Here is a 23,181-nt window from a genome sequence, read left to right on the forward strand (position 1 = left end):
TATAATAGCCCCCTTTCTCACTCGGATGCGCTATACTTTTTATTCCTGAACTACCGTAATTTCGCTAGTTATAGCCCCCTTTCTCACTCGGATGCGCTATACTAAAAAGATGATCACAGTGGAGTCAATTTATGTTATAGCCCCCTTTCTCACTCGGATGCGCTATACTTTTATTCCTGAACTACCGTAATTTCGCTAGTTATAGCCCCCTTTCTCACTCGGATGCGCTATACTCGTAAGGTGATGCTTGAGTTTATGAATGAGTTATAGCCCCCTTTCTCACTCGGATGCGCTATACTCAGTCTGTTTGCCATTGCATTTTTAATAGCGTTATAGCCCCCTTTCTCACTCGGATGCGCTATACTAATCAATGAGCATATCAAAAGTCCCATACAGTTATAGCCCCCTTTCTCACTCGGATGCGCTATACTCAACTGCGGGCGGGCGTGCCGACTCTACAGGTTATAGCCCCCTTTCTCACTCGGATGCGCTATACTAATACAAAGAGAAGAAACAAGAGTTAAAGAGTTATAGCCCCCTTTCTCACTCGGATGCGCTATACTGAAACAGTAGTAGAAGTGATTGAAATTTTGTTATAGCCCCCTTTCTCACTCGGATGCGCTATACTAGATGCTGCGTTCATTGGAGCGAGTACTGAGTTATAGCCCCCTTTCTCACTCGGATGCGCTATACTTGATGCTCAAAACACAGGATTAACAGGTGGGTTATAGCCCCCTTTCTCACTCGGATGCGCTATACTATCACACAAGTACTTGCAGATATAGGTCAAGTTATAGCCCCCTTTCTCACTCGGATGCGCTATACTTGAATAATGATTGCCTCTAAGGTCGAGGTCGTTATAGCCCCCTTTCTCACTCGGATGCGCTATACTGAGCCTTATGACTTTAATATCACTTCCAATGTTATAGCCCCCTTTCTCACTCGGATGCGCTATACTCCTCCTAAAAATACTCCGCTCATCATTGCGTTATAGCCCCCTTTCTCACTCGGATGCGCTATACTAGTTGTAAAAGTTATCATTGAGCTGATGTTGTTATAGCCCCCTTTCTCACTCGGATGCGCTATACTACCTACAGAAGCTTTGCAATGGCGAATCGTGTTATAGCCCCCTTTCTCACTCGGATGCGCTATACTACTAGCTTTTAAACCCCTCTAGTTAGTGGGTTTAATCGCTAATTCTTTTTTAAAAATATCTCTAAATTATTTAAATAATATTGATTTTAGTGTATTTTTTTAAGTTTTTTTATTTTATTTTTAAGTATTTTTATCAATTTGCAGAGTATTTTGTTTCATTTTTACCCACTTCATTAAAAAAGTAATAGTTGCTTTTTTTCTAACTTCTCTTCTTCTTTTTTTATACCAACTAATGTTTCCATTTTAGAATACTGTAAATCGGTAATAGAGAGCATCCGTATATGTCCTTTTGCTGGGATATGCTCTTTCACTCTTTTTTTATGAGTATCTAAACTATCATCACCCTTACAAATTCTACTATATACTGAAAACTGCATCATTGTAAAACCATCTTTGAGCAAAAATCTTCTAAAATTAGTATATTTTTTTCGCTCTTTCTTTGTTTTAGTAGGTAAATCAAAAAATACAAAAATCCACATAAATCTAGAACTACTCATAACACAGATGGTAGTTTTAAACTACTCACATCATTAACTTTTAAAGATTTTACAAAACTAAAAGCCATTATGTCACACACATTTAATACAGTAACATTTTCCTCATTTAACCTCATCTGCATTACAAGCACATTTAAAAGTGCAGATTTTACACTTATACCTAAATGCACATCAAGTTCATCATCTATCTCAAGCTTTTTAACAACCATATCAACCATTGGTCTTAATGGTTCTATCATATCATCAGCCAAATTATAAGCGTTTAGTTCTGAGTGATGAAAAACTCCAAAAGTTGGTAAAAGTCCATAAGACACTAAAGACCTTGCAACTGCCCCACGAACTATCGCATATCCATAGTTTAGTGCTATATTTCTAGGATCTCCATTTTTTTGATCACGCGTAAAATTATCAAAAAGCACACTCCAGTATCTTCTTGCAGCTAAAGCTTCTAAATTTTCACTATCTCCTGATTTTACTTTATTTGTAAGCAACTTAACTTGTATATTGTCTTTTTCAAAATATGCTAAAAGCTGTGATTGGTTTATGATTTTTTGGGTGATTATTTTCTGCCAAATCTGTTTTTTAAGTGGAAGTTTCATATCTCTTTGTATATGAGATATTTGAGAAAATCTTGAGTGTTGATGAAACGGAATAAATAAACCGTTCGGCATATGATAATTATCGCAAGTAAAAAGAGCTATATTTTTTTCAGCACACATACTCAAAAGGGCGACTGTCATTGTCGCTTGGTTACTTTCTAAAACTATAACTGTTATATCTTCAAGTGGAACGGTGATAGTAGCTTCATCTTTAGGTTCATATACAAGTTGTAAGTTTTTCATACTTAATCTACACGGTTTCGTTACTAAAATAGTTCGCCATGCACTCATCTTTTCTCCTTTATTTTTTTCTTTTTAATCTACCCTCTTTTATAGTTCCTTGTCTTTTTTCATTTTTCACTTCTATATAGTTCCCTAAAGCATCTACTTGGTATTTTTTTATAAATACTAAATTTTGAGAGCCTAAACTATACTCATTCGCTCCATCATGAGCTTTTATCTTCAAATTAGCAGTCCCACTATGTGTGCTATCATAATACCCCAACAGTTGAATTGACTCTTTAGTAGCTGTTTTTTTAGTCTTCACCTCTATCAAATCCCTTTTATAAAAAGAAAACTTAAACTCATACTCTTCATCCATTTCTATCCATGGTTTGTTATGCGCTACTATCGCCTTATTTGGCAACTTATCTTTTACAAAATCACTCACATAAATAGGAACAAGATAATATTTTTTTGTTTTTTTGTTTTGAAATAAGTCCACTCTAGGCATACCATCATTTAAAGCTATTCCATGTTTGAGTTTTACATTGTTTTTAATACTACCGCCTTTTAAAACATCTACTTTTCCATTTTCTTTTTTCATGCTTAAAGTTTTATCACTATATATAGTAGCCTTATGAGCTGCCCCACCAATCTTCCTCCTTGGCATATGAGAAACAAATATATCTTCTAAACTCTCTTTTACTTTTTTATGAAACTCATCTAAAGGAGTTGTAAATCTTAAAAATTTTGATTTTTCTTCTTTTGACTTATATTTAAAACCTTCTGTTTCTTTTCTTGCAGAAACTGTAGACAATGCTTTAACCATAGACTGTGTTGAAAATGCAAGTATGATTGCATCTTCTGCATGATGCAAATGATTGTCTCTATTTTTATCTCCTACTCCCCATTTATAACGAAGTTGTGAAGTCAGCATCCCATTCATTGTAAATACATGTCGTTTCATTTTTGAGTCTTTAAACTCTACATGTGATTCTATGTAATTTTTAACAAACTTAGATATATAAGAGGTATCCACCTTATTTCTTTCTCTAAAATCTTTTGCACTACTTTCATCAAAATTAGTTTTTATCAGTCTATTTTTTTTAGCATATTTAAGATTTTTCAAACCTTCAATTCTTCCAACAAATATATCCCATTTATCTGAATCTATATACTCATAGGGAGTTTTATTTCCCTTATCTTGGTTCTCCTTTGTGAAACACAATACTTTGTTATTTAAACTATCATCAAGAGAACGACTATATGGAAGTATATGGTCAACTTCTGTAGCATACGAGTCAGCTAACATATGAGGGTTTATATAATCCCCGCTATATATACAATATCCATTTTGTTCTTCCCAAAGTCTAAACTTAAGAAGCTCTTTCGCATTTGGTTCTTTACCCAATTTATCTATAGCTTGTTCTCGTGCCTTTTCTTTTGTATCTCTAAATTCTCCCTGAGCTTTTTCTATCTTTCGTCTATCATCATGCGAGTTTTTTATATCTCTAGTAAACTCTACATGCACAGCATCTATACTTCCATATTTTCTAGCTATAGCGTTATAAACAAGACGCATCTGAGCTATTGCTCTTTTTACAACTGGATTTGTCATTTCTAGATTTTCTTGTTTAGTAAGCGGTGGTAAATGTAAAGTTTTATCCCCTTGAAAAATAGCCTTAAAATCATATTTAGCTTCCGTACAAGCCACATCATAATCAAGTCCATCTTCTAAAAATGGAATTATTTTTTTTATAGCGGTATTGCTTAGATGCCCGAACTTTGAAAAAGACAAAGAGAGTAAAGCTTCACAAGCTTTTTTACTCTCAACAATCTCTTGAAATTGTTTCCTAGATTCTTTATCATTTTTTTCAGTAGTTAAAACTGTAGCTAGCGCATCTAGTATGTCACTATCATTTTCTATCTTTTGCCAATAAAGATTATCTGATTTTTGAATAACTTTTTTTATTTTTTGATATGCAGTAAAATCGATTAATTTTTCACTTTCAGGGTCTTTTTTTGCAGTTTCTCCCGTTTTATGGTCATAATAAACTAAACCTTTAAACTTAATACTTTCATCTATACTAAAAAGTTTTCTAATCTGTTTATATGTTCTTGGTGTTGGTTTATTTTTTGCTTCATATATAGCTTGATTTACTTGTTCTTTAGAAAATAAAACTTCTTTGTCATTAGTTAATAAACGAAGATTTTTTAGTTTTTGCAAGGCTCTAAAATACTCAAATGTGTAAGAACTTTTTGATGCTCTTTTTTCATCAACTTCAAATGGACAATATGCAACCATATCAGCTACTGATTTTAAAGGTCGTTGTTCAAATGCTATATCTTTATAATTGAACCCTCTGAACAAGCCAGATGATTCTTCTTTATACTAATATTCTATCATTTTAAAAATTCTCTTTCAATTTTGAAGTGAGTTTCTGTCTTGTTTTTCTATATTTCTACTATTTATTAGCATGTTAGAACCTTATTTTGTTCCTTTTGTATCAGTTCCTAGCCCTTACCAGTGCAGGTGTCCGTCTCAGATTATAACAAGCAGCCAACATAAAAAAGTGTTGTTGATTTTTCTCTATTCCCCGATATCTGGTTTTTCTGAAGTTCATATGTTGTTTTATAAATGCGAATGGTAATTCCACGAGACATCTTATCTTTGAGAATCTTGTATTATTTCTTGATTGTTTAGGTCTTAGTTTCGATTGACCTCTTACTCGTCTTTCAACTATACCAGCAAAAATACCTTTTGCTCTTAGTGCCACTTTTCTTGCCTTTTGCATATAGCCGCTATCTGCGAATATTGCTTTATTTTCATCTTCTGTCAGCTTATCAAACTGTGTACTATCGTGTGTTGATGCAGTTGTAGCTATTACTTTTTTGATGATACCGTTTGTATCAGTTGCTATATGCATCTTTAATCCATGATGTTTACGACCTCTTTTTGAAGTATAGGTTGCATCAGAATCATGGGCTTTATTTGAAATAACTTTACCCTTGTCATCTTTTTTTCTCTTTGGTTCGCTTGAGTGGATGAGAGTAGCGTCTATAAGAGTTCCCTCATTGAGTATAAGTCTTTTAGATTCCATCATCTTTTTTACTTCTTCAAATATATCACCAAGTATCTCTTCTTTGATAAGCTTGTTTCTAAATTTACAAATAGTTGTTTCATCTGGAATAGTATCTTCATCTCTTATATCAAGAAACTTTCTGAAGCTTATACGGTCATGTATAAGCTCTTCGGTCATTGGGTCTGACAATCCATACCAGTTTTGTAAAAAAAGTGAGCCTACTAATATCTTTGATGGAATAGATGGTCTTCCTGTCTTACCTTTGTTGGGTTTGTATACATTTTTCTCTATAAGTATCTTCTCAATAGCTTCAAATGGAATAATCTCTTTCATCTCATTTAAAAACTTCATACTCTTCTTACCACCTTGGTATTTCATGGCATGGTCAAAAAAACTTAGTTGCATATTTATCCCTCAAACTTGGCTTCTTAGTATATTTATTTTAGCTAATTATTGGTTTGAGGGAGGTTAAGTTAAATTGCTTGATTGTTCAGAGGGTTCAATTATGTAAAAGTTCATCGCTTACTAACTTACTTCCAAATTCTTGTTGCTTTGAGAAGATAATATTAATCTCATCTATAAGCATTGCTCTTGATACAGAATTTTCATAATTTAATTTGCCTTCAGTATCTTTACCATTTCGTTTTTTAACTTTTGTTGATATATATTCACCTACTGTCAAATATTTTGAATTTTCTAAAATATCTTTGTTATGACCTATTCCTGATAAAACAGCTTTTCCTTCATTATCGCTAGGCTCTTCACTTTTACGATTTGAAAAATATCCTCTATGCTTTGCAAGATGTATCATAATTCGAGAAAGTTCTTTTACATCTAGCTCTCTGTAAAGGGCATCTCTTCTTAAATCCCAAACATCTTTTTGACCTTTATTTCCAATGAAAAGATTATCTATTTCATTTTGAGTAATTATTTTACGTTTTAGGAGTAGTCTTTTGATAGCTCGAAGTTTTTGAGCCTTTCTTTTTATAGTCCGCCTTGCACCTCTAGCTTCACGCCTTGGAAGTGCTAAAGATTTTCCATCTTTTGGGTGCTCCGCAATAGTAAATATGCGCACACCGCTATCAATGATTTCATTTTTATCTGGATTTTCATCATTTGTATTAACTAAAGCCCAACCAATAGAAGTTATTCCTAAATCCAATCCTAAAATTACTTTTTCCATTTCAACCACCTTTAATTAAAACAATTATATCATAACAGTAATAGTTTATCCGAGTGAGAAACGAGTGGGCTATAATAAAGAGGTTGCGGTTCCCTCTGCAAGGCTGTCTTAGACTTAACTGAACACTGTTCATCCTATCAAAATGCCGTACTTCTTATGCAACTTCCCTATATATATTTTATTTTAATGTCAATCTGTCATATTTTTCAGTTTATGTGATTTTTTTGTGTAAGATTATAATGTTCCCAGCAATTTCTTGCTGGGACAGATTCAACATAAGGCTAACCTTATCAAAAGGTTTAGACTAAAGTTGGCTTTTAGAATCTGGAAATTCAAAGTCAGCTTTAAGATTAGAAGAGTTTAACTCTTCTAATCACTTATGTTGAAATCATAACATAAATGGAAAAATGAAAATACATATAGATATAGACTGCTTTTTTGTAAGTGCTTCTCGTATAAAAGATTCTTCACTGGAAAATAAAGCAGTTGCTATTGGTGGAAGAAGTGATACTAAGATTTTTAATAGTGAGGCGAAAAAACAAACCGTAAGTTTTGAGAATTCAGGAAGTTTTGTTCCTACATTTTACAAGGCTTATGAAGAAAGTGATGACGACCTAGATGCATTTAAAGATGCAAATGGAAAAGTCAGAGGTATACTTACAACATCTTCTTATGAAGCAAGAGCCTTTGGTGTTAAAACTGCTATGAGCATAAGAGAAGCTTTAGGACTTTGCCCTCATCTAATCATAAAAGCACCAAATATGTCTTTATATCAAGAACTATCACATCAGTTACATGAGTTTTTAGCATCTAAGATTCCTATTATCGAACAAGCCAGTATTGATGAGTTTTATGGTGATTTAAGTGGTTGGATAGAAGATGATGACATTGAGCAGTTTATAGACAACCTTAAACATGAAATAAAAAAAGTCTTAAAACTTCCAGTTTCTATCGGAGCAGCAAACACTCGCTATATTGCTAAACTTGCAACTACTGCAGCTAAACCTTTTGGCTGTAAAACTATTTACAAAGATGAACTTGATAGTTTCATACAAAACATACCAGTTGGAGAATTTGCAGGCATTGGAAAGAGTATGAAAGCACGACTTAAGTCGGTACAGATTCATACACTCGGTGAGTTAAAACAAAGAAGAGGAACTTTAGAGTCATGGAGTCCTTATGCAAAAGAGCTATATAAAAGAGTTAGTGGACTTACAGATGCCCCCATTCAGACTACACACAGAAGAAAATCCATAGGAATATCAAGAACTTTTGACCCACTCTATGATAGAGAAGAATTAAAAAGAAGAGTTCATGTACTCTCTCGGCATCTAAACTTTGCTATATTAAAATTAAAAGTTATTCCTACTATTTTTCATCTTAGTATCGCTTATGAAATGAATCAAAAATCTCATATTAACTTATCTCTTAGTGAAATTTTTACAGAAAAAAAGTTTGACTCTTTGTGTATAAAACTTTTTAATAAAGCAGACAATCAAAGGCGACTTCGTGTTATTAGGCTTAGTATCAACTGTTCAAGTTTTACAAGGGACTCCAAAAAAGAGTTATCTCTCATAGGTTTTTATGATGAGCAAAAGATGAAAAAACTAACAGATTCTACTCACGAACTAAGAGAAAAGTATGGTATAGATGCCATAAAATGGGGAAGTGAGTTTTAACAAAAAGATAATTATTTTATGTTAAACTTATACCAATGACAAACTCAAAACTTTTAGAACAATTTCGTTCCTTTTATTTTAGAAATTTTCCTGATGATATGGAAACTCAAATCAACTATTTTTCCATATTTGGTGGTCTTGGTTGGGATGTTGACACTTCAAAACCACTAACACAACTCATAGAAGAACTCATACTTCAAAATTTTGATACTTTAAATGAAAAGATAGAACAACTAACACTAAATGAGCCAAATAATAAAAGACTTCTCAGTGCTTTAGCAGTTGGAGATAGAAAAATATTTTCTGCCTTTAAAAGAGCAGGTTTGAACAATGGAAATGGTGGGGGAGCATTAAATTACCTACAAGAAAAAGGCATAGTTCAGATTGAGTATTCAAGAGAATCAGAAGCTAATAAAATCTCTAAACATAGAATCTCTCATAAAGTTCTCTTCACTTACCCATTTATAAGATTTTGGTTTTACTTTATATACCCGCATATAAGAGAAATTAAAGAAAAAAACTACAACAAACTTTTTAAAAGTATTCAAAATAAACAAAATAGCTACACAAGTTTAGTATTTGAGGAGTTATCAGAAGTTTTACTAAACTACAACTTACGAGATGCTCAAATCATAAGCTCTGGAAGTTATTGGGATGCAAATATGGAGATAGATATACTTACAGTAACAGACAAAATGGAAATTTATGTAGCTGAATGTAAGTGGACAAATCATAGAGTCAATAAAAGTGAACTTCATAAACTAGAAGAAAAATGTTTAAAATTAGGAATAAAGCCCTTTCAGATAATTTTATTTTCTAAAAGAGGTTTTTCTAATGAATTAAAAAGTATGCAAAGTAAAGATTTAGCACTTTACTCTTCTGATAACTTTGAAGCACTTTTAAAAAATGCTTTAAACTCAACTCTTATAAAAAGTTTTATTAACTAACAATCCTAAGTGCGCTATATGCTTCTTGAAGTAGTTGAAACTTTTGAGTATAGTGACTTATCATGTTTGGATGCTCATGTACAATCTTATCAGGATGGTAAACTTTCACAAGTTTTTTATAACTCTTTTTAAGTGCATCTTGAGAAGCTCCAACAGGACACTCTAAAACTGTGTAAAGGCGAATATTTTTATCTTCATCTTCAGCCTTACATAAATCTCCAAAACTAAATGAAGCGAAATCACTATAAAGTTTTGACATAAAATGATTATCGTAAGTATATTGAATCTGATAATGCAAGATATGTCTTTTGTTTAAAGCTCTCTCTAGTCTTGCTTTTGCCTTGTAGTCACTAACATCTACAACTAAGGAAGAGTCTGTTCCTCTTTCTACATAAACTTCTAACTGTGAACGAAGATAATTAATAACCCATGAGTTTGGAGCATCTAGAGAAATTAAAACAGTATCTTTGTCATAAGCATAAAGATTGACCTTGACAGTTTGTGGTTCTTCTAGTTTTTCTAACTCTATTTTTATAGGTTGAGTACCATACTTTAACATTGAACGCAGAAAAAACTGATGGTTAAATTGATGTTTAGCAGCATGATGTTGTGAAAGTTGTGTTAAAAATTCTTCTCGTATTTGTGTAAGTGTTTCATTTCTAAATACTAAAACTGCCTTTGGTAAAAAAAGCATTCCTCTTGCATGATGATTTAAAAATTCTTTCATCCATCTAGTATTTAAAGTATCAAATCCCGTTGTGATAAGAATAAGATTATTGCGAAGTACAATTTCCATAGCCCTACCTTTTTTTATATATTTTCATGTCTTAAAGCAAAAATAGTTCCCACATATGTAGTTTAACATATATTTTTATATTTAGAAGGTTCTCTATCTCTTAAAAGTCCCCAATACTCTCTTTGTTTCTTTATCTCTTTTAAGTCAAATTCCCCATAAACTATCTCTTCTTTATCTTTAGATGCCTCTGAAATTATCGCACCTGTATAGTCTGTTATGAATGAAGAACCATAAAAAGTCAAAGAACAACTCTCTCCCTGTTCAAATCCTATGCGATTTGCAACTACTACGGGAACTGTATTTGTTGCTGCATGTCCCATCTGAACTCTTTGCCAATGCTCTTTTGAGTCAATTTTGATTTCAGGTTCACTTCCAATAGCAGACGGATAAAAAATAATCTCAGCACCATCTAAAGTCAAGGCTCTTGCAGTTTCACAAAACCACTGATCCCAGCAGATGCCAACACCAATTTTTGCATAAGCAGTATCATAAACTTTAAAGCCTGTATCTCCTGCTTTAAAGTAAAACTTCTCTTCATATCCTGCCCCATCTGGTATATGAGTTTTACGGTAGTTATCCATAACTTCTCCACTAGCATCTATGACTACTAAAGAGTTAAAATAGTTGTTTTCACTTTTTTCAAAATAACTTACTAATATAACCACTTTTAATTCTTTTGCTAAGTGAGAGAAGCGTTTGACTAGGGAATTATTTTTTAGAGTAGAAGCTAAAGAGAAGTATTTCTCATCCATATCTTTACAAAAATAAAGAGAGGAAAAGAGTTCTGGTAAAAGTATAATTTTTGCACCATTTTCACAAGAAGTGCGAACAAAGGTTTCTGCTTTTAAAACATTAGCCTTCTCATCATCACACATACCCATTTGAATGGCGGATACTTTTAGCATTATAAAATTATCCTCTACTTGTAACTTCTAGTAAATGATAACCAAACTGAGTTTCAACTGGTCCATAAAGAACACCAACATCACCACTAAACACTACTTTGTCAAACTCGGGTACCATTTGTCCAGGACCAAATTTACCTAAGTCTCCACCAGCAGAACCAGATGGGCATTGAGAATTTGCTTTTGCAACATCTTCAAAAGAAGCTCCATTATCTATCTCTGTTTTAAGCGTATTACACACCTCTTCACTATCTACTAATATATGTCTTGCTGTTGCATAAGCCATTTATATTTCCTTTTTTTTTGATTACAAAATTCTACTTTAAAATATTAAATATTTACTACTGATTTTGCCCATTTCTCCATAATTTGCGTCATTTCTTCTCTAGGAGGCTCTAAAAAATCTATTAAAAAAGTACCTTTAGTTTCACAAACTCCAAAACTTCTTGGTCTTGTTGCTAAGATTTTACTATTTGGTATAGCTTTTCCAAAACAGAAGATTAAGTTTTTCGCATCTAAGAGTTTTTCATTGATTTCACCACCAATGCTTTTGGTATGTGTGTATTGGTCAAAAACAGATATAAAAACTGCTACTTTATGTCCATCAATAAGAGTTTTTAAAAACTCTATTATTTCATTAACATTTTTATAACTTGTTTCACTTTTTTGAATTTCCAGACTAAAAACTGGATACTTTTCCATTAAAATCGTTTTCTTCACTTAACTTCCTTATAGTAAATACTATCATTTTCTTGTTTAACTCTTCATAATTTTTTTCAGATGCTCTGCCACTCTAAATGAATTTGCATAGATTGTCCAAGTATATGGAACACTACCACCTGTTGGCATAAAGCTGGCATCTGTTACATAAAGATTTTCCAAGTCATGTGCTTTACAGTTCTTATCTAAAACTGAATTCTTTGCATCTACTCCAAAGCGACAACCCCCTGCTACAAGATTTGGGGGAGGAGAGTCAGAAATAGACACTTGTATATCACTTGCTCCCATACTTTTTAAAACTTTCTCTGCTCTAGATGCTAGGTGCTTTCCAACCTCAACATCTCTTTTGTGTCCATACAAATTTATTGCACCAACTGCTATGCCGTACTTATCTTTTACCTTTTCATCAATACTAACATAAGTAAAGTCAGTTGGAAGCCAATCATTAAAAACTTCAAAGGTCAATACTCTTGATGTTGTTAGAGTTTTTTGTATCCTTCTTTGAAGTTTATCTCCCCACATTATATTGCCCTCATCATCATAGAACTCTCTACTCGCACGAGAGATTATATTTTGATGTTCAAAAAGAAAATCTATTGTTCCGCCTTTGTATTTTACTCCACCTTTATCATACTCATACCAGTCTTGAAGTGAGCGATTAAAAAACAATCCAGCTTGCATAAGTTCTTTAAACTCATCTTCACTTAAATTTTCTTTTTTTATACGACCTGTTCCACTTCCACCACCAGAGAAAATTAGATTTTTTCCAACTTCTTTAGAGTTATTTGCTAAACCATTTGGAAAATATTTATTTTTTGAGTTTAGGAGTAGTCTTGAACTCTCTATTGCTTGAGCTGCTAAGACAAAAATTTTTGCTTTTATGGAGTGGCTTTTTTTATCTTTATCATAGTAATGTACTTGTGTGACCTTTGATTTGTCACTATCTATTTTATATACAAATGCTTCACTAATTATTTCTGCATTACATTTTTGAAGTAGCGCTGCTCTAGCACTCCCTTTTGCCCCAGTTGCACAAGGATAACTTCCACAAAAGTTAGAATAAGCACAAGAGTTCCTTCCTAATGTAGCACTTGAGAGTATCGCTCTTGGTGTTGCAAAACTTTTATATCCTAACTCTTTACATGATTTATCAAACCACTTTGTTGCACCATTTACTTCTAAAGCATCCATACTCATAACATCTCCAGAAACACCAATAACCTCTTTTACTTTTTCATAATACGGTTCCAATTCTTCATAAGAAATCGGCCAATCAACTACATTAGCACCTTTTATCTCTCCATAAACACTTCTTAATTTAAAATCATTTGGTTTCATTTTATGAAAATATCCGCTCATTAGATTTGATGAACCTCCAACCATAGAACCATTCCAAAAGCTCCAGTTATACTCAGCTCCTTCAAATCTATCTATGCTCCCACCTTCATTTCTAACATTTATGACATGTTGCTCATCTTTTAAAAGAGGTGTAAACTTATCTCTTCGTGAGATTGCAAGTTCATCTTTTGAAAAATCTTTTTCTCTGTAATATTTTCCCTTTTCTAAAACTACGACTTTATACCCAGCATTTGAAAGCTCATAAGCAATTGGTGCGGCACCTGCTCCACTTCCAACTATACAAATATCATACTTCATAAAAGTACCTTTTTTGGTCGTGGTAGTCCAGACGCATGATGAAGCCATTTCCAGCCACTTTCATTTTTGTTGATGCCATAAATAGTATCGCCTAAAAGTGCTTCATATACAAAAGAAAGCATCTCATATATCCACTCTTCTCCCCACTCTTCTTTTGAAATGGATTTTAAAGTTTTTTGACGCTCTTTAAAACTTAGTGAGATGTATACTTTTTTATAAAGAAGCATAGCCTCTTCATCCAGCCATCTAGCTCCATTTTTTATATACCTTATTGCAGATTCACTCACTCTAGTGTGTGTTAAAATAAGGCTCAAATATGCCCTTGCATTTAACTCATCAAACTTTGGAGCATCTTTAAAATCCCCATATAAATCTTGTTGAGCAAGAGCTAAAGTATCTATAGTACTAGATGCTACAAGCCCAGTTGAAGTAAGTAAACAACTACTTAATCCTAAGGCACTTAGCTTTAAAAATGTGCGTCTTTTTTTTAAAATCATATTATGGATACCTCTAAAAATATATATGCATTATAACCCTTATTTGGCTACAATAAGATAAACAAAAACTCAAGAGCATCTATGCAAAAACTATTTTTCATTCTTTTACTAAGCTTCTTTTCTTTACATGCAAGTAGTATAAAAGTGGCTGTTGCGGCAAATGTCAGCTATGCCATACAAGATTTAACGAAAGAATTTAACAAAAAATTTCCAAATATAAAAGTCAAAATAATTCTTGGAAGCAGTGGTAAACTAACTGCACAAATAAAACATGGCGCTCCTTATCAAGTCTTTATATCAGCAGATATGAAGTATCCAGATGCTTTATTTAAACAAAAGATTGCCATCACAAAACCTAAGGTTTATGCTCTTGGCTCATTAGCACTTTTTTCACATAAAAAAATGGACTTAAGTGCTGGCATCTATGCATTAAAAAGAGCAAATATATCTAAAATAGCTCTAGCAAATCCAAAAACTGCTCCTTATGGCATAGCGGCCAAAGAGGCTTTAACAAATGCTAAAATATACAAAGAGTTAAAGAGTAAGTTTGTATATGGTGAGTCAATTTCTCAAACAGTTTCTTACGCTGTAAGTGCAACAGATGCTGGAATAATTGCTAAGTCATCACTTTATTCAAAAAATATGAAACATTATAAAAGAAAAGAAAATTGGGTAGAGATAAACTCAAAGTTATATACTCCCATAAAACAAGGCATAGTTTTACTACAAGAGAATCCAGATGCACGAAATTTTTATAACTTTTTACTCTCTAATGACGCAAAAAATATATTTCAACAATATGGATATAAAACGCCATGAATACCTTTAAAGCAACAATCACAAAAATTCAAAATGTTGAGTGTTTAAATATTGTAAATTTTGACTTTGCCCAGCAGAACCTTAGTATGATGAGTCTAGATTTAAGTAAAAACTTACAAGTTGGGAGTGAAGTTGAACTAACTGCAAAATCAACTCATATCGCAATAGCCAAGAGTTTTGAAGGCACTCTTAGCTACTCAAATCAACTAAGCGCTAAAATCATCTCTATAAACGAAGCACAACTCTTAACTAGCATACAACTTTCCTGCTCAGACATAATATGTGAAAGTGTTATAACAACTAGCTCATCACAAAGAATGAACTTACAAGTGAACGATAATGTCACTCTTCTTATACAAGCTAGTGAATTATCTATTAAAAGAGTTTTATAGTGTTTGAAATCCTAAGTAACCTCGAACTAGCTCCTTTTTTACTCTCTTTTAAATTAGCTGGTATTACTACTTTTATACTTTTTATACTTTGTTTGCCGTTTGCTTGGTGGCTCTCTCAAACAAACTCAAAAAGTAAACCTGTACTAGAAGCCCTAACAGCCCTTCCAATAGTTCTTCCGCCATCTGTTATAGGTTTTTATATTTTAATAGCTCTTTCAAAAAATTCTCCTATTGGTTCTTTTTTTGATGAGTATTTTAGTATAGATTTAGTTTTTAACTTTAATGGTTTAGTCATTGCGAGTTGTTTTTACTCTCTTCCATTTATGGTGCAACCTCTTCAAAGTGGTTTTGAAACAGTAAATAAAAACATGCTTGAAGCCTCTTATGTAAGTGGAAAAAGCAAAGTAGAAACCATCTTAAGAGTTGCCCTTCCAAACATAAAACCAGCACTCATAAGTGCTATAATCGTAACTTTTGCTCATACAGTTGGAGAGTTTGGCGTAGTTTTAATGGTAGGTGGAAGTATCCCAAATGAAACAAAAGTAGCATCTGTTGCCATTTATGAAATGGTAGAGATTATGGACTATAGTTCAGCTCATATCTATAGTGCTTTAATGCTGATAATGAGTTTCTTAGTTCTTCTTAGTGTTTATATCTTTAACCATAAGAATAACAAACAATTTGCTGGGTTTCATCGATAATGAAGAATTTGTTACAAGAGAAACTATAGATGGAACTAGTTTATTTATGGGTAGAAGATTATAAAAATATCAAAGAACAAGGCTTTAATTTTTCGCCTAGATTTGAGTGTAGTTATGATGAGAAGACAGAAGAATTAATTATAGATGAAAAAAAAGATTATGTAAGTATATTTCCTGAAAACATTAATGTTACTGCTATTATTGGGGAGAATGGGAGTGGGAAGAGTAGAACTTTAGAGTGCCTTGAAAAAATAATATTATCGGATGGAGAGCTAGATGAATTTAAATATATCTTGGTTTATTTTGATGAAGTGCAATTGTACATATCAAATATTGATATAGAAACTTCAATTCAAAAAGAAACTGTCTTTAATGATATTTGTTCATTAGCATATAAATATGATATTTCAAATGAAGAGATAGATTATGCACAACATTATAGTACTGCAAATTTACATTATTTAACACTTCAAAAACAAGAAATAGTGAACATACTTTCTGCAAAACAAAATGATATGGACTCTTTTCATATTTCTTCATTTATGTATGAGCCTGTAAAAATAGAAATTTCTTTAAAACATTATTACAAACTTATTCAAGAGCATAGAAAGTTCCTTGATTTTAAAAAGAGTGATGAAATAGAAAGAATATTAAAAGATATAACAGATTCATATCATCAATATTTAACGATATGTTACATTAGGCAAGAAGGATTGGATGTAGCTTCTAGAGTACTGAAAAATAAAGAGTTGTTAATAGAAAATATAAAAACTCCATTATCGCTAAAGCATTACATTAGTTTTTTTATCCCTATTGCAATAATGAAAGAATTTGAATTATCTAAAATGTCTCAAGAGCAAAAAGATATTTATTTTCATGAAGATTATTGGCATTACTTTGAATTTGATTTTATTGATGAAACAGAGAGAAGATATAATCATTTAAGTCATGGAGAAAAAGTTATTTTTTCTCAGCTTTTAGGTGTTTTTTTCTATATAAATGCATACGAAAAGTTATTATTTTTATTTGATGAGCCAGAAATAGCTTTACATCCTAATTGGCAAAAACAATATTTAAGTGAAGTAATTAACTTACTGAAAAAGATACCTAAGAAATATCATTTTATTTTTACAACTCATTCACCTTTTTTACTTTCTGATTTATCAAATCAAGATATTATATATTTAAATAAATATATAAAAGAAGATGCAGAAGTGAAACAAGCCTTACAAAAAGTAGGTAATTGTAAGAATGTAAGCAAAACAGTAAATATAAATCCTTTTGGAGCAAATATTCATACACTTTTATCTCATGGTTTTTTTATGGAAAATGGTCTTATGGGTGAGTTTGCAAAAAGTACAATTGATGATATTATTAAAAATTTAAAAGATGAAAAATTCAATCCAACAATGGAAGAAAAAGAAAAATTATTAGCTACTATAAAAATTATTGGCGAAGATTTTTTAAGAGTAAAACTATTGGATATGTATTACAAAAAATTTGATGATGATTTAACAAAAAAACAGAGAAAAGAAGAACTTTTAAAACAAAAACAAAATATAGAAAAAGAATTAAAACATTATGATTAAAATCCCATATCCAAATCAACAAGTTTTAGATAACTATTTTGATGATGTTAAGGATGAGCTTTTAGAAAGAATTCAAAAAATAAAAGCAGGAAAAAAGGTAACAAGAAAGAAAAAGACTTATAAAGTGACTAAACCAATAATGAGTATCTTAAATTATTTAGACAATGAAAATAATTTAAAAAAAATGATTTTAGCAAAACCAAATAATCTTATAAGAATGATTCAATTTACAGAAAAGAAATTTAAAAAAGCCAGATATTCAAAAGAAGCGCTAAATAATATTTTATTTAGTATATTTATTGACTATGGTTATAAAAAAATTGATAAATTGGAATTTATTGATAATATAAATCTAGGAAGTTGTCCATATTGCAATAGAAATTATATTTTTACTGTAAATAAAAAAGGTTCGGTAAAACCCGAAATTGACCATTTTTATCCTACATCAAAATATCCTTACCTTGCTGTTTGTTTTTTCAATCTAATTCCATCATGCCCAACTTGTAATGGATTTGGAGCAAAAGAGGCGAAAGATACTTTTTATGCTTACCCAATAACAAATCCTTATGAATTAAAAGAAGATGATTTTAAATTTTCAATCTCTCCAGAAAGTATTGAATTTTTTAATGTTAAAAATAAAAAATATGATTTTGGAAGTTTTGAGATAGAAGTGTATGGAAATAATGCAAATTTAGAAGTTTTTAAATTAGAAGAACTATATAAACAACATAAAGATATAGTTTTAGAATTATTAATAAAAAAAGCCTATTATCCAGATAGTTACGTTCAAGAATTAAAAGGTTTTGATTTTTCAGAAGATGAAATATATAGATATTTATTTTCTAATTATAAAGAAGAAAAAGACCTACACAAAAGACCACTAAGCAAACTAATAAAAGATATTTCGCAAGAGTTGGAGTTAATATAACAAAATGCAATACTTTTCAATAAAACAACTTTTTCATGTTAGACTTTATAAAAACATCAAGGTTAGCTTATGTCAAATATTACAGTATTAGAACAAAGTATATCAACAAAGAAAATAAACAAAAATGATTATATTTGTATAACAGATATTGCAAAATATAAAGATAGTAGTGATGCGAATGATATTATTAAAAACTGGTTTAGGAATCGTAATACCATAGAGTTTTTAGGTATTTGGGAAAGACTAAATAATCCAGATTTTAAACCCGTCGAATTCGACCTAATTAAAAAAGAAGCTGGACTTAACAGTTTTACAATGAGTGGAAAGAAGTGGATTGAAAAAACAAATGCTATAGGCATAGTATCCAAATCTGGACGATATGGTGGAACATATGCTCACAAAGACATTGCGTTTGAATTTGCATCTTGGGTTAGTGTTGAATTTAAACTATATCTCATAAAAGAGTTTCAAAGACTAAAAGAACAAGAGCAAAAACAGTTAGGTTGGGATATAAAAAGAAACCTAACTAAGATAAACTATAGAATTCATACAGATGCTATTAAAAACAATATTGTTCCAAACCTACTCAACCAATCTCAAGTAAATTTTATATATGCTAGTGAAGCTGATATTTTAAATGTTTCGTTATTTGGACAAACTGTAAAAGAGTTCAGAGATAAAAATCCGAAATTAAAAGGAAATATAAGAGACACAGCAGATGTAGCGCAACTTGTATGCTTATCAAACCTTGAAAGTATGAATGCTTTGTTTATACAAGAAGGTATGAGTCAAGCTCAAAGATTTGTATAACTGTACAAAAATTAGAAAGTGAAAATAAACAATGATAAAAATAGATATAAACACAAATATCCTCTCTTTAAAACTTGAGATAAATGAAGGTGACTTTATAGCTTTGAGTGGGAAAAGTGGAAGTGGTAAAACAACTCTTTTAAGAGTTTTAGCTGGGCTTGAAGTTGCAAAAGGAAATATTGAAGTAAATGGTGACTCTTGGCTAAGTGATAAAGTCAACCTTGCTCCACAAAAAAGAGAGATAGGTTTTATCTTTCAAGATTATGCTCTTTTTACAAATATGAGTGTTTTAAAAAACCTTTTATATGTCAAAAATGATATTAAATTAGCGACTCATCTTTTAGAAATAACAGAACTCTCAACTATGAAAGATAGACTTCCTTCAACTCTAAGTGGAGGGCAACAACAAAGAGTTGCACTTTGTCGAGCTATGATGAACAAACCAAAACTTTTACTTATGGATGAACCTCTCTCAGCCCTAGATGAACAGATGCGAACAAAACTACAAAATGAACTTTTAACCATGCATAAAGAGTTTAAAACTACTACTATCATGGTAAGTCACGACCCAAGTGAGATATACAGACTTGCATCTAGAGTAGTAGTTTTAGAAGATGGGAAAATCATAAATGATGGAACGCCAAAAGATGTACTACTTAGAACTTCAGGAAGTCAAAAGTTTTCATTTTCTGGACAAATACTTGAGATAAAAAGAGTAGATGCCATCTTCATAGCCATCATAGCAATTGGACAACAACTTGTTGAAGTTGTACTAAGTGATAGTGAAGCACAAGGTTTAGAAGTTTCTCAAATGATAGAAGTAAGCACAAAAGCTTTTACACCAATAATCAGCACTATAAATAAGTAAAACAAAAAGGATTTAAAAATGTCAAACTTTAAAATTACCCCAACAGTTTTTGGTCAAAGACCAGATTTCCCTAAACCTAACCCTGAGTTTATGAAAGCCATAGGTGGTGAAAAAGGAATGCAAGAGCTTTTTGATAAATTTTACGACATGGTTTCGCAGAGTGATATAGCACACTTTTTTCCTCAAGATGAAGAAGAAATGAATGAAGTAAAAAAACGAAATACTTTATACTTTATAGAGTTTTTTGGTGGTGCAAAAAAGTACTCAAGCCTTGCTGGTAAATCTATGGATGTTATAGATATGCATATAGGATTTTCTATAACTGAAAAAGCTAGATGGGCGTGGCTTGGAGTTGTAGAAGATTTACTGCAAGATCTTGATATAGATGATAATTTAAAACAAGGTTTTTGGGATACATTCGAGAGCTTTAGCAAGTGGACTGTAAATCGCGACACTATCGTAAAGTCATACGAAGACCTAGTAAAACTTTAGTAGTGTACTACTAACCAAATCGTTTTAAAATTAGGTTTTGTCCAAGAAACCCTGTGCTTTTTTAGAGCTGGAATATTTATATAATCTCCAGCAAAAAGTTTAACTTCTTTAGAGTTTTCAAACTCTAAAATTGCTTCTCCTTGAATTAGCATAACCCATTCAGAATCTTTTTGCTCGTACCATTTTCCCTCTGGCGTGACATGCCCATATGAGATAATACGCTCTATTTTAACTCCATCTTTTGATAGGATTTCTTCAAAAATTTCCTCTTTGATCTCAGTTGGGATAGATGCTAGCATATTACTCTTATTCATTAAAATATCCACTCATATAACCAACTACTCTTGAAGTGTCTCCACTGGCATCTGCGCTTGTTCTATAATCAAGTAAAGAAAAATCTAAAGAGAGTTTTTTTGCACTAATCATCATCGCTTGAACTCCTGTAATTCCACAAGCTTCACATCCACTGTGAAGTTTATTTATATCTAAATTTTTAATCGCTTCTAGACAGATAGCGTCTAAAGTATTTGCTTCTTCTTGATTGTAAAAATGACTCAAATCTGTACTAATTACAACACCATTATTTTCATCTTCTAAGATATAATCTATAATTTTACTGATTTGCTTGGCATCTATACTTGAATATACTAATTCTAAAATATTCACTTCTTGCATATAGTGTTTTATAAATGGAAATTGCACTTCTGTACTATGTTCTTTGTGAGCTTGTTCAAAATAAGATAATGAAAATTTATCTTTTAAACTATCTCCTAATTCAGTAGATGCCTCTATATCTCCAAGCGGAGTTTTATAAGATGCAAAATCTCCAAGACTTATGCCATCAAATGCTACTCTATGCGAAGGTCCGATAACTACAATATTTTTAATTTTACTATTTTTTAAAACTTTATAAGCAAGGTTAGCACTATAACCTGAGTAAACATAACCAGCATGAGGAACTATTACAGCTCTGCTTTGTTTTGCATCTGTATTTATATTTTGCTCTTCAAGGTGTTTGTTAAAATGTTCAAAATATCTATATAGCTCTTCTTTAGCATCTGGATAAAAACTACCATTTATGCTCATCTCTCTTTTCATTGAAAAACTCCTTTTATGCTACTTTGACATTTTATGCATTTGTTATTTTTTATATTTAGCATCTGTGCATTAAAACCGCTTCTTTTAATAAGCTCCGCATTACAAACACAGCAGTAAGTAGTGTTATCAGCTAAAATATTTCCAAGATAAACATATTTTATACCATAACTATGGGCTATTTCTTTTGCTTTTTGCATACTCTCTTCACTAGTTCTTGGAGTGTCAAGCATTTTATAATCAGGATGAAAAGCACTTAGATGCCACGGCACATCTACTCCTAATTTTGAAGATATAAATTCTGCCATTTTATGAATCTCTTCTTCACTGTCATTAATATCTGGAATGATTAAAGTTGTAATTTCAAGCCAAATATCACTTTTAGAAAACTCAATCAATGATTCTAAAACACCATCTAAGTCTGTTTTTAAAACCTTTTTATAGTACTCGTGCGAAAAACTTTTTAAGTCAATATTTACAGCATCTAGCCAACTGTTCATATCTTGCAAAACTTCTTTGGATTCATACCCACTTGATACAAATACATTTTTAATCCCATTTTCTTTAGCTAACACACCTATATCTTTTGCGTATGGATACCAAATAGTTGGCTCATTGTAAGTGTAACTAATACTTTGTGTTTTATGTTTAAGAGCTAAATCAACTATATCCTGAGGAGAATAATTTACGCTCTCATCAACAACAGATGTTTGAGATATAGAATGGTTTTGACAAAAAGGACAACGAAAATTACAGCCAACTGTTCCAATAGAAAGTGATGAAGAAGATGGCAAAAAATGATAAAGTGGCTTTTTCTCAATGGGGTCTAAATGCAAAGCACTTGGATGTCCATAGGTTTTATTTACTAGCTTTGCATCTTCGTTAAAGTTAACTCCACATATAGCACTTTTACCTTCTTTTAGAGTGCAATAGTGCTTGCATAAAAGGCAAGTTATATGGTTTTCATCTTTATAGGCAAAGTATTTCATCATAATCTTCTTGGATATGTTCAACTTGATATGTGTATATAGTTGGATGTTCATCATAGATGCTTTTAGTTGCACCAGCTTTTAAACTTAGATGCTCTAAAAAGAGTTCTGACGTACTTAACTGCTCCCAAACTTGAGGTAAAAATGTACCACTATATCTTGAATGCTTTAAGATAAGTCCATCTATATTTGGTCTAATCTTTTGCAGTAAATCTTCATAATCTACATACTCTAAAATTTTAGGCTCACTCAAAAGTGAAACTTCAATATTTAAAGATGAAAGTTCTTCTTTACTCAAAGCATTAAACCTAGGATCAGAAAAACCTGCCGAAACTCCATTGTAAGCAAGATCATCAAAAAGTGTTCTGTGAGCTATGATGGAACCTATGCAACCTCGTAACTCTTTGTTATACTTTAGAGTTACAAAAACTGCTCCATCTTTTTTCAGATATGGATATTCTTTTAAAATACTATTTTCATCAAAAGTATAATTTTCATCAAGTTTGTTTAATATGGCACTTTTTGCAATTTGTAGTAAAACTTTATCAAGCATAAGAAC

Annotated in this window: 25 protein-coding genes and 1 CRISPR repeat array; of the genes, 10 read left to right on the forward strand and 15 right to left on the reverse strand. The window is 31.6% G+C overall.

Annotated features, from left to right (window positions below; all coding sequences use genetic code 11):
- Nucleotide 1: 1 nt before the first annotated feature.
- Nucleotides 2-1,155: direct repeats of the CRISPR family, unit length 36 nt; unit sequence GTTATAGCCCCCTTTCTCACTCGGATGCGCTATACT.
- A 173-nt stretch (nt 1,156-1,328) separates the two neighbouring features.
- The 5 genes from cas2 to cas9 (MOV42_RS11960) form a co-directional block, all read right to left on the reverse strand.
- A complete protein-coding gene (gene cas2 / locus MOV42_RS11940; RefSeq protein ID WP_324171403.1) occupies nt 1,329-1,652 on the reverse strand; it encodes a CRISPR-associated endonuclease Cas2 in 324 nt (107 codons plus the stop codon).
- Nucleotides 1,649-2,542, reverse strand: coding sequence for a type II CRISPR-associated endonuclease Cas1 (cas1, locus tag MOV42_RS11945; protein ID WP_324171404.1), 894 nt, complete (start codon nt 2,540-2,542; stop codon nt 1,649-1,651). The genes cas2 and cas1 overlap by 4 nt, the downstream gene beginning before the upstream one ends.
- Nucleotides 2,543-2,552: 10 nt before the next feature.
- Nucleotides 2,553-4,844, reverse strand: a complete 2,292-nt coding sequence (gene cas9, locus MOV42_RS11950) for a type II CRISPR RNA-guided endonuclease Cas9 (RefSeq protein ID WP_324171405.1) — start codon at nt 4,842-4,844, stop codon at nt 2,553-2,555.
- Between the two features lie 136 nt (nt 4,845-4,980).
- Complete coding sequence (locus tag MOV42_RS11955; RefSeq protein ID WP_324170753.1) at nt 4,981-5,961, reverse strand: IS5 family transposase; 981 nt, start codon at nt 5,959-5,961, stop codon at nt 4,981-4,983.
- 94 nt (nt 5,962-6,055) lie between these two features.
- Nucleotides 6,056-6,739, reverse strand: coding sequence for a type II CRISPR RNA-guided endonuclease Cas9 (cas9, locus tag MOV42_RS11960; RefSeq protein WP_324171406.1), 684 nt, complete (start codon nt 6,737-6,739; stop codon nt 6,056-6,058).
- A 407-nt stretch (nt 6,740-7,146) separates the two neighbouring features.
- Between cas9 (MOV42_RS11960) and MOV42_RS11965 the strand changes: the two genes are divergently transcribed.
- Nucleotides 7,147-8,418, forward strand: coding sequence for a DNA polymerase IV (locus MOV42_RS11965; RefSeq protein WP_324171407.1), 1,272 nt, complete (start codon nt 7,147-7,149; stop codon nt 8,416-8,418).
- A 35-nt stretch (nt 8,419-8,453) separates the two neighbouring features.
- On the forward strand, nt 8,454-9,365 hold the full coding sequence (locus tag MOV42_RS11970; RefSeq protein ID WP_324171408.1) for a DUF234 domain-containing protein: 912 nt from the start codon (nt 8,454-8,456) through the stop codon (nt 9,363-9,365).
- Here the strand turns inward: MOV42_RS11970 and MOV42_RS11975 are convergent.
- From MOV42_RS11975 to MOV42_RS12000, 6 genes are all read right to left on the reverse strand, one after another.
- A complete protein-coding gene (locus tag MOV42_RS11975; protein WP_324171409.1) occupies nt 9,358-10,161 on the reverse strand; it encodes a J domain-containing protein in 804 nt (267 codons plus the stop codon). The two genes, MOV42_RS11970 and MOV42_RS11975, sit on opposite strands and share 8 nt — an antisense overlap.
- A 62-nt stretch (nt 10,162-10,223) precedes the next feature.
- Nucleotides 10,224-11,066 carry an N-carbamoylputrescine amidase gene (gene aguB / locus MOV42_RS11980; RefSeq protein ID WP_324171410.1) on the reverse strand — a complete coding sequence of 281 codons (843 nt, stop codon included), beginning with the start codon at nt 11,064-11,066 and terminating at the stop codon, nt 10,224-10,226.
- Between the two features lie 7 nt (nt 11,067-11,073).
- Nucleotides 11,074-11,352: a peptidylprolyl isomerase gene (locus MOV42_RS11985; protein ID WP_324171411.1), complete on the reverse strand. Its 279-nt coding sequence runs from the start codon at nt 11,350-11,352 to the stop codon at nt 11,074-11,076.
- 44 nt (nt 11,353-11,396) lie between these two features.
- A complete protein-coding gene (locus MOV42_RS11990) occupies nt 11,397-11,786 on the reverse strand; it encodes a DUF6858 family protein (protein ID WP_324171412.1) in 390 nt (129 codons plus the stop codon).
- 36 nt (nt 11,787-11,822) lie between these two features.
- Nucleotides 11,823-13,442 (reverse strand): GMC family oxidoreductase, encoded by a 1,620-nt coding sequence (locus MOV42_RS11995; RefSeq protein WP_324171413.1) that lies wholly within the window; start codon nt 13,440-13,442, stop codon nt 11,823-11,825.
- Nucleotides 13,439-13,939: a hypothetical protein gene (locus MOV42_RS12000; RefSeq protein WP_324171414.1), complete on the reverse strand. Its 501-nt coding sequence runs from the start codon at nt 13,937-13,939 to the stop codon at nt 13,439-13,441. The genes MOV42_RS11995 and MOV42_RS12000 overlap by 4 nt, the downstream gene beginning before the upstream one ends.
- Before the next feature lie 81 nt (nt 13,940-14,020).
- On the opposite strand from MOV42_RS12000, the gene modA reads away from it, so the two are divergent.
- From modA to MOV42_RS12040, 8 genes are all read left to right on the forward strand, one after another.
- A complete protein-coding gene (gene modA, locus MOV42_RS12005) occupies nt 14,021-14,758 on the forward strand; it encodes a molybdate ABC transporter substrate-binding protein (protein ID WP_324171415.1) in 738 nt (245 codons plus the stop codon).
- Entirely contained in the window at nt 14,755-15,150 is a 396-nt protein-coding gene (locus MOV42_RS12010; RefSeq protein WP_324171416.1) for a transporter, read from the forward strand. Before modA ends, MOV42_RS12010 begins: the two co-directional genes overlap by 4 nt.
- Nucleotides 15,150-15,851 (forward strand): molybdate ABC transporter permease subunit, encoded by a 702-nt coding sequence (gene modB / locus MOV42_RS12015; RefSeq protein WP_324171417.1) that lies wholly within the window; start codon nt 15,150-15,152, stop codon nt 15,849-15,851. Before MOV42_RS12010 ends, modB begins: the two co-directional genes overlap by 1 nt.
- A gap of 29 nt (nt 15,852-15,880) precedes the next feature.
- Nucleotides 15,881-17,440: an AAA family ATPase gene (locus MOV42_RS12020; protein WP_324171418.1), complete on the forward strand. Its 1,560-nt coding sequence runs from the start codon at nt 15,881-15,883 to the stop codon at nt 17,438-17,440.
- The gene (locus tag MOV42_RS12025; protein ID WP_324171419.1) at nt 17,433-18,368 is read left to right on the forward strand and encodes a hypothetical protein; all 936 of its coding nucleotides are present in this window, start codon (nt 17,433-17,435) and stop codon (nt 18,366-18,368) included. Before MOV42_RS12020 ends, MOV42_RS12025 begins: the two co-directional genes overlap by 8 nt.
- A 69-nt stretch (nt 18,369-18,437) precedes the next feature.
- Nucleotides 18,438-19,178 (forward strand): KilA-N domain-containing protein, encoded by a 741-nt coding sequence (locus tag MOV42_RS12030; protein WP_324171420.1) that lies wholly within the window; start codon nt 18,438-18,440, stop codon nt 19,176-19,178.
- Nucleotides 19,179-19,209: 31 nt separating this feature from the next.
- Nucleotides 19,210-20,046, forward strand: coding sequence for an ABC transporter ATP-binding protein (locus MOV42_RS12035; RefSeq protein ID WP_324171421.1), 837 nt, complete (start codon nt 19,210-19,212; stop codon nt 20,044-20,046).
- 18 nt (nt 20,047-20,064) lie between these two features.
- On the forward strand, nt 20,065-20,538 hold the full coding sequence (locus tag MOV42_RS12040; RefSeq protein ID WP_324171422.1) for a globin: 474 nt from the start codon (nt 20,065-20,067) through the stop codon (nt 20,536-20,538).
- Here the strand turns inward: MOV42_RS12040 and MOV42_RS12045 are convergent.
- The 4 genes from MOV42_RS12045 to amrA are packed head-to-tail and all read right to left on the reverse strand — an operon-like array spanning nt 20,535 to nt 23,175.
- A complete protein-coding gene (locus MOV42_RS12045; RefSeq protein WP_324171423.1) occupies nt 20,535-20,852 on the reverse strand; it encodes a cupin domain-containing protein in 318 nt (105 codons plus the stop codon). The genes MOV42_RS12040 and MOV42_RS12045 overlap by 4 nt on opposite strands.
- A complete protein-coding gene (gene amrB / locus MOV42_RS12050; protein ID WP_324171424.1) occupies nt 20,845-21,636 on the reverse strand; it encodes an AmmeMemoRadiSam system protein B in 792 nt (263 codons plus the stop codon). Before amrB ends, MOV42_RS12045 begins: the two co-directional genes overlap by 8 nt.
- Nucleotides 21,633-22,622, reverse strand: a complete 990-nt coding sequence (gene amrS, locus MOV42_RS12055) for an AmmeMemoRadiSam system radical SAM enzyme (RefSeq protein ID WP_324171425.1) — start codon at nt 22,620-22,622, stop codon at nt 21,633-21,635. The genes amrB and amrS overlap by 4 nt, the downstream gene beginning before the upstream one ends.
- Nucleotides 22,603-23,175, reverse strand: coding sequence for an AmmeMemoRadiSam system protein A (gene amrA / locus MOV42_RS12060; protein WP_324171426.1), 573 nt, complete (start codon nt 23,173-23,175; stop codon nt 22,603-22,605). The genes amrS and amrA overlap by 20 nt, the downstream gene beginning before the upstream one ends.
- Nucleotides 23,176-23,181 lie beyond the last annotated feature (6 nt).

The organism is Sulfurimonas sp. (assembly GCF_029027405.1).
Classification (GTDB): Bacteria; Campylobacterota; Campylobacteria; order Campylobacterales; family Sulfurimonadaceae; genus Sulfurimonas.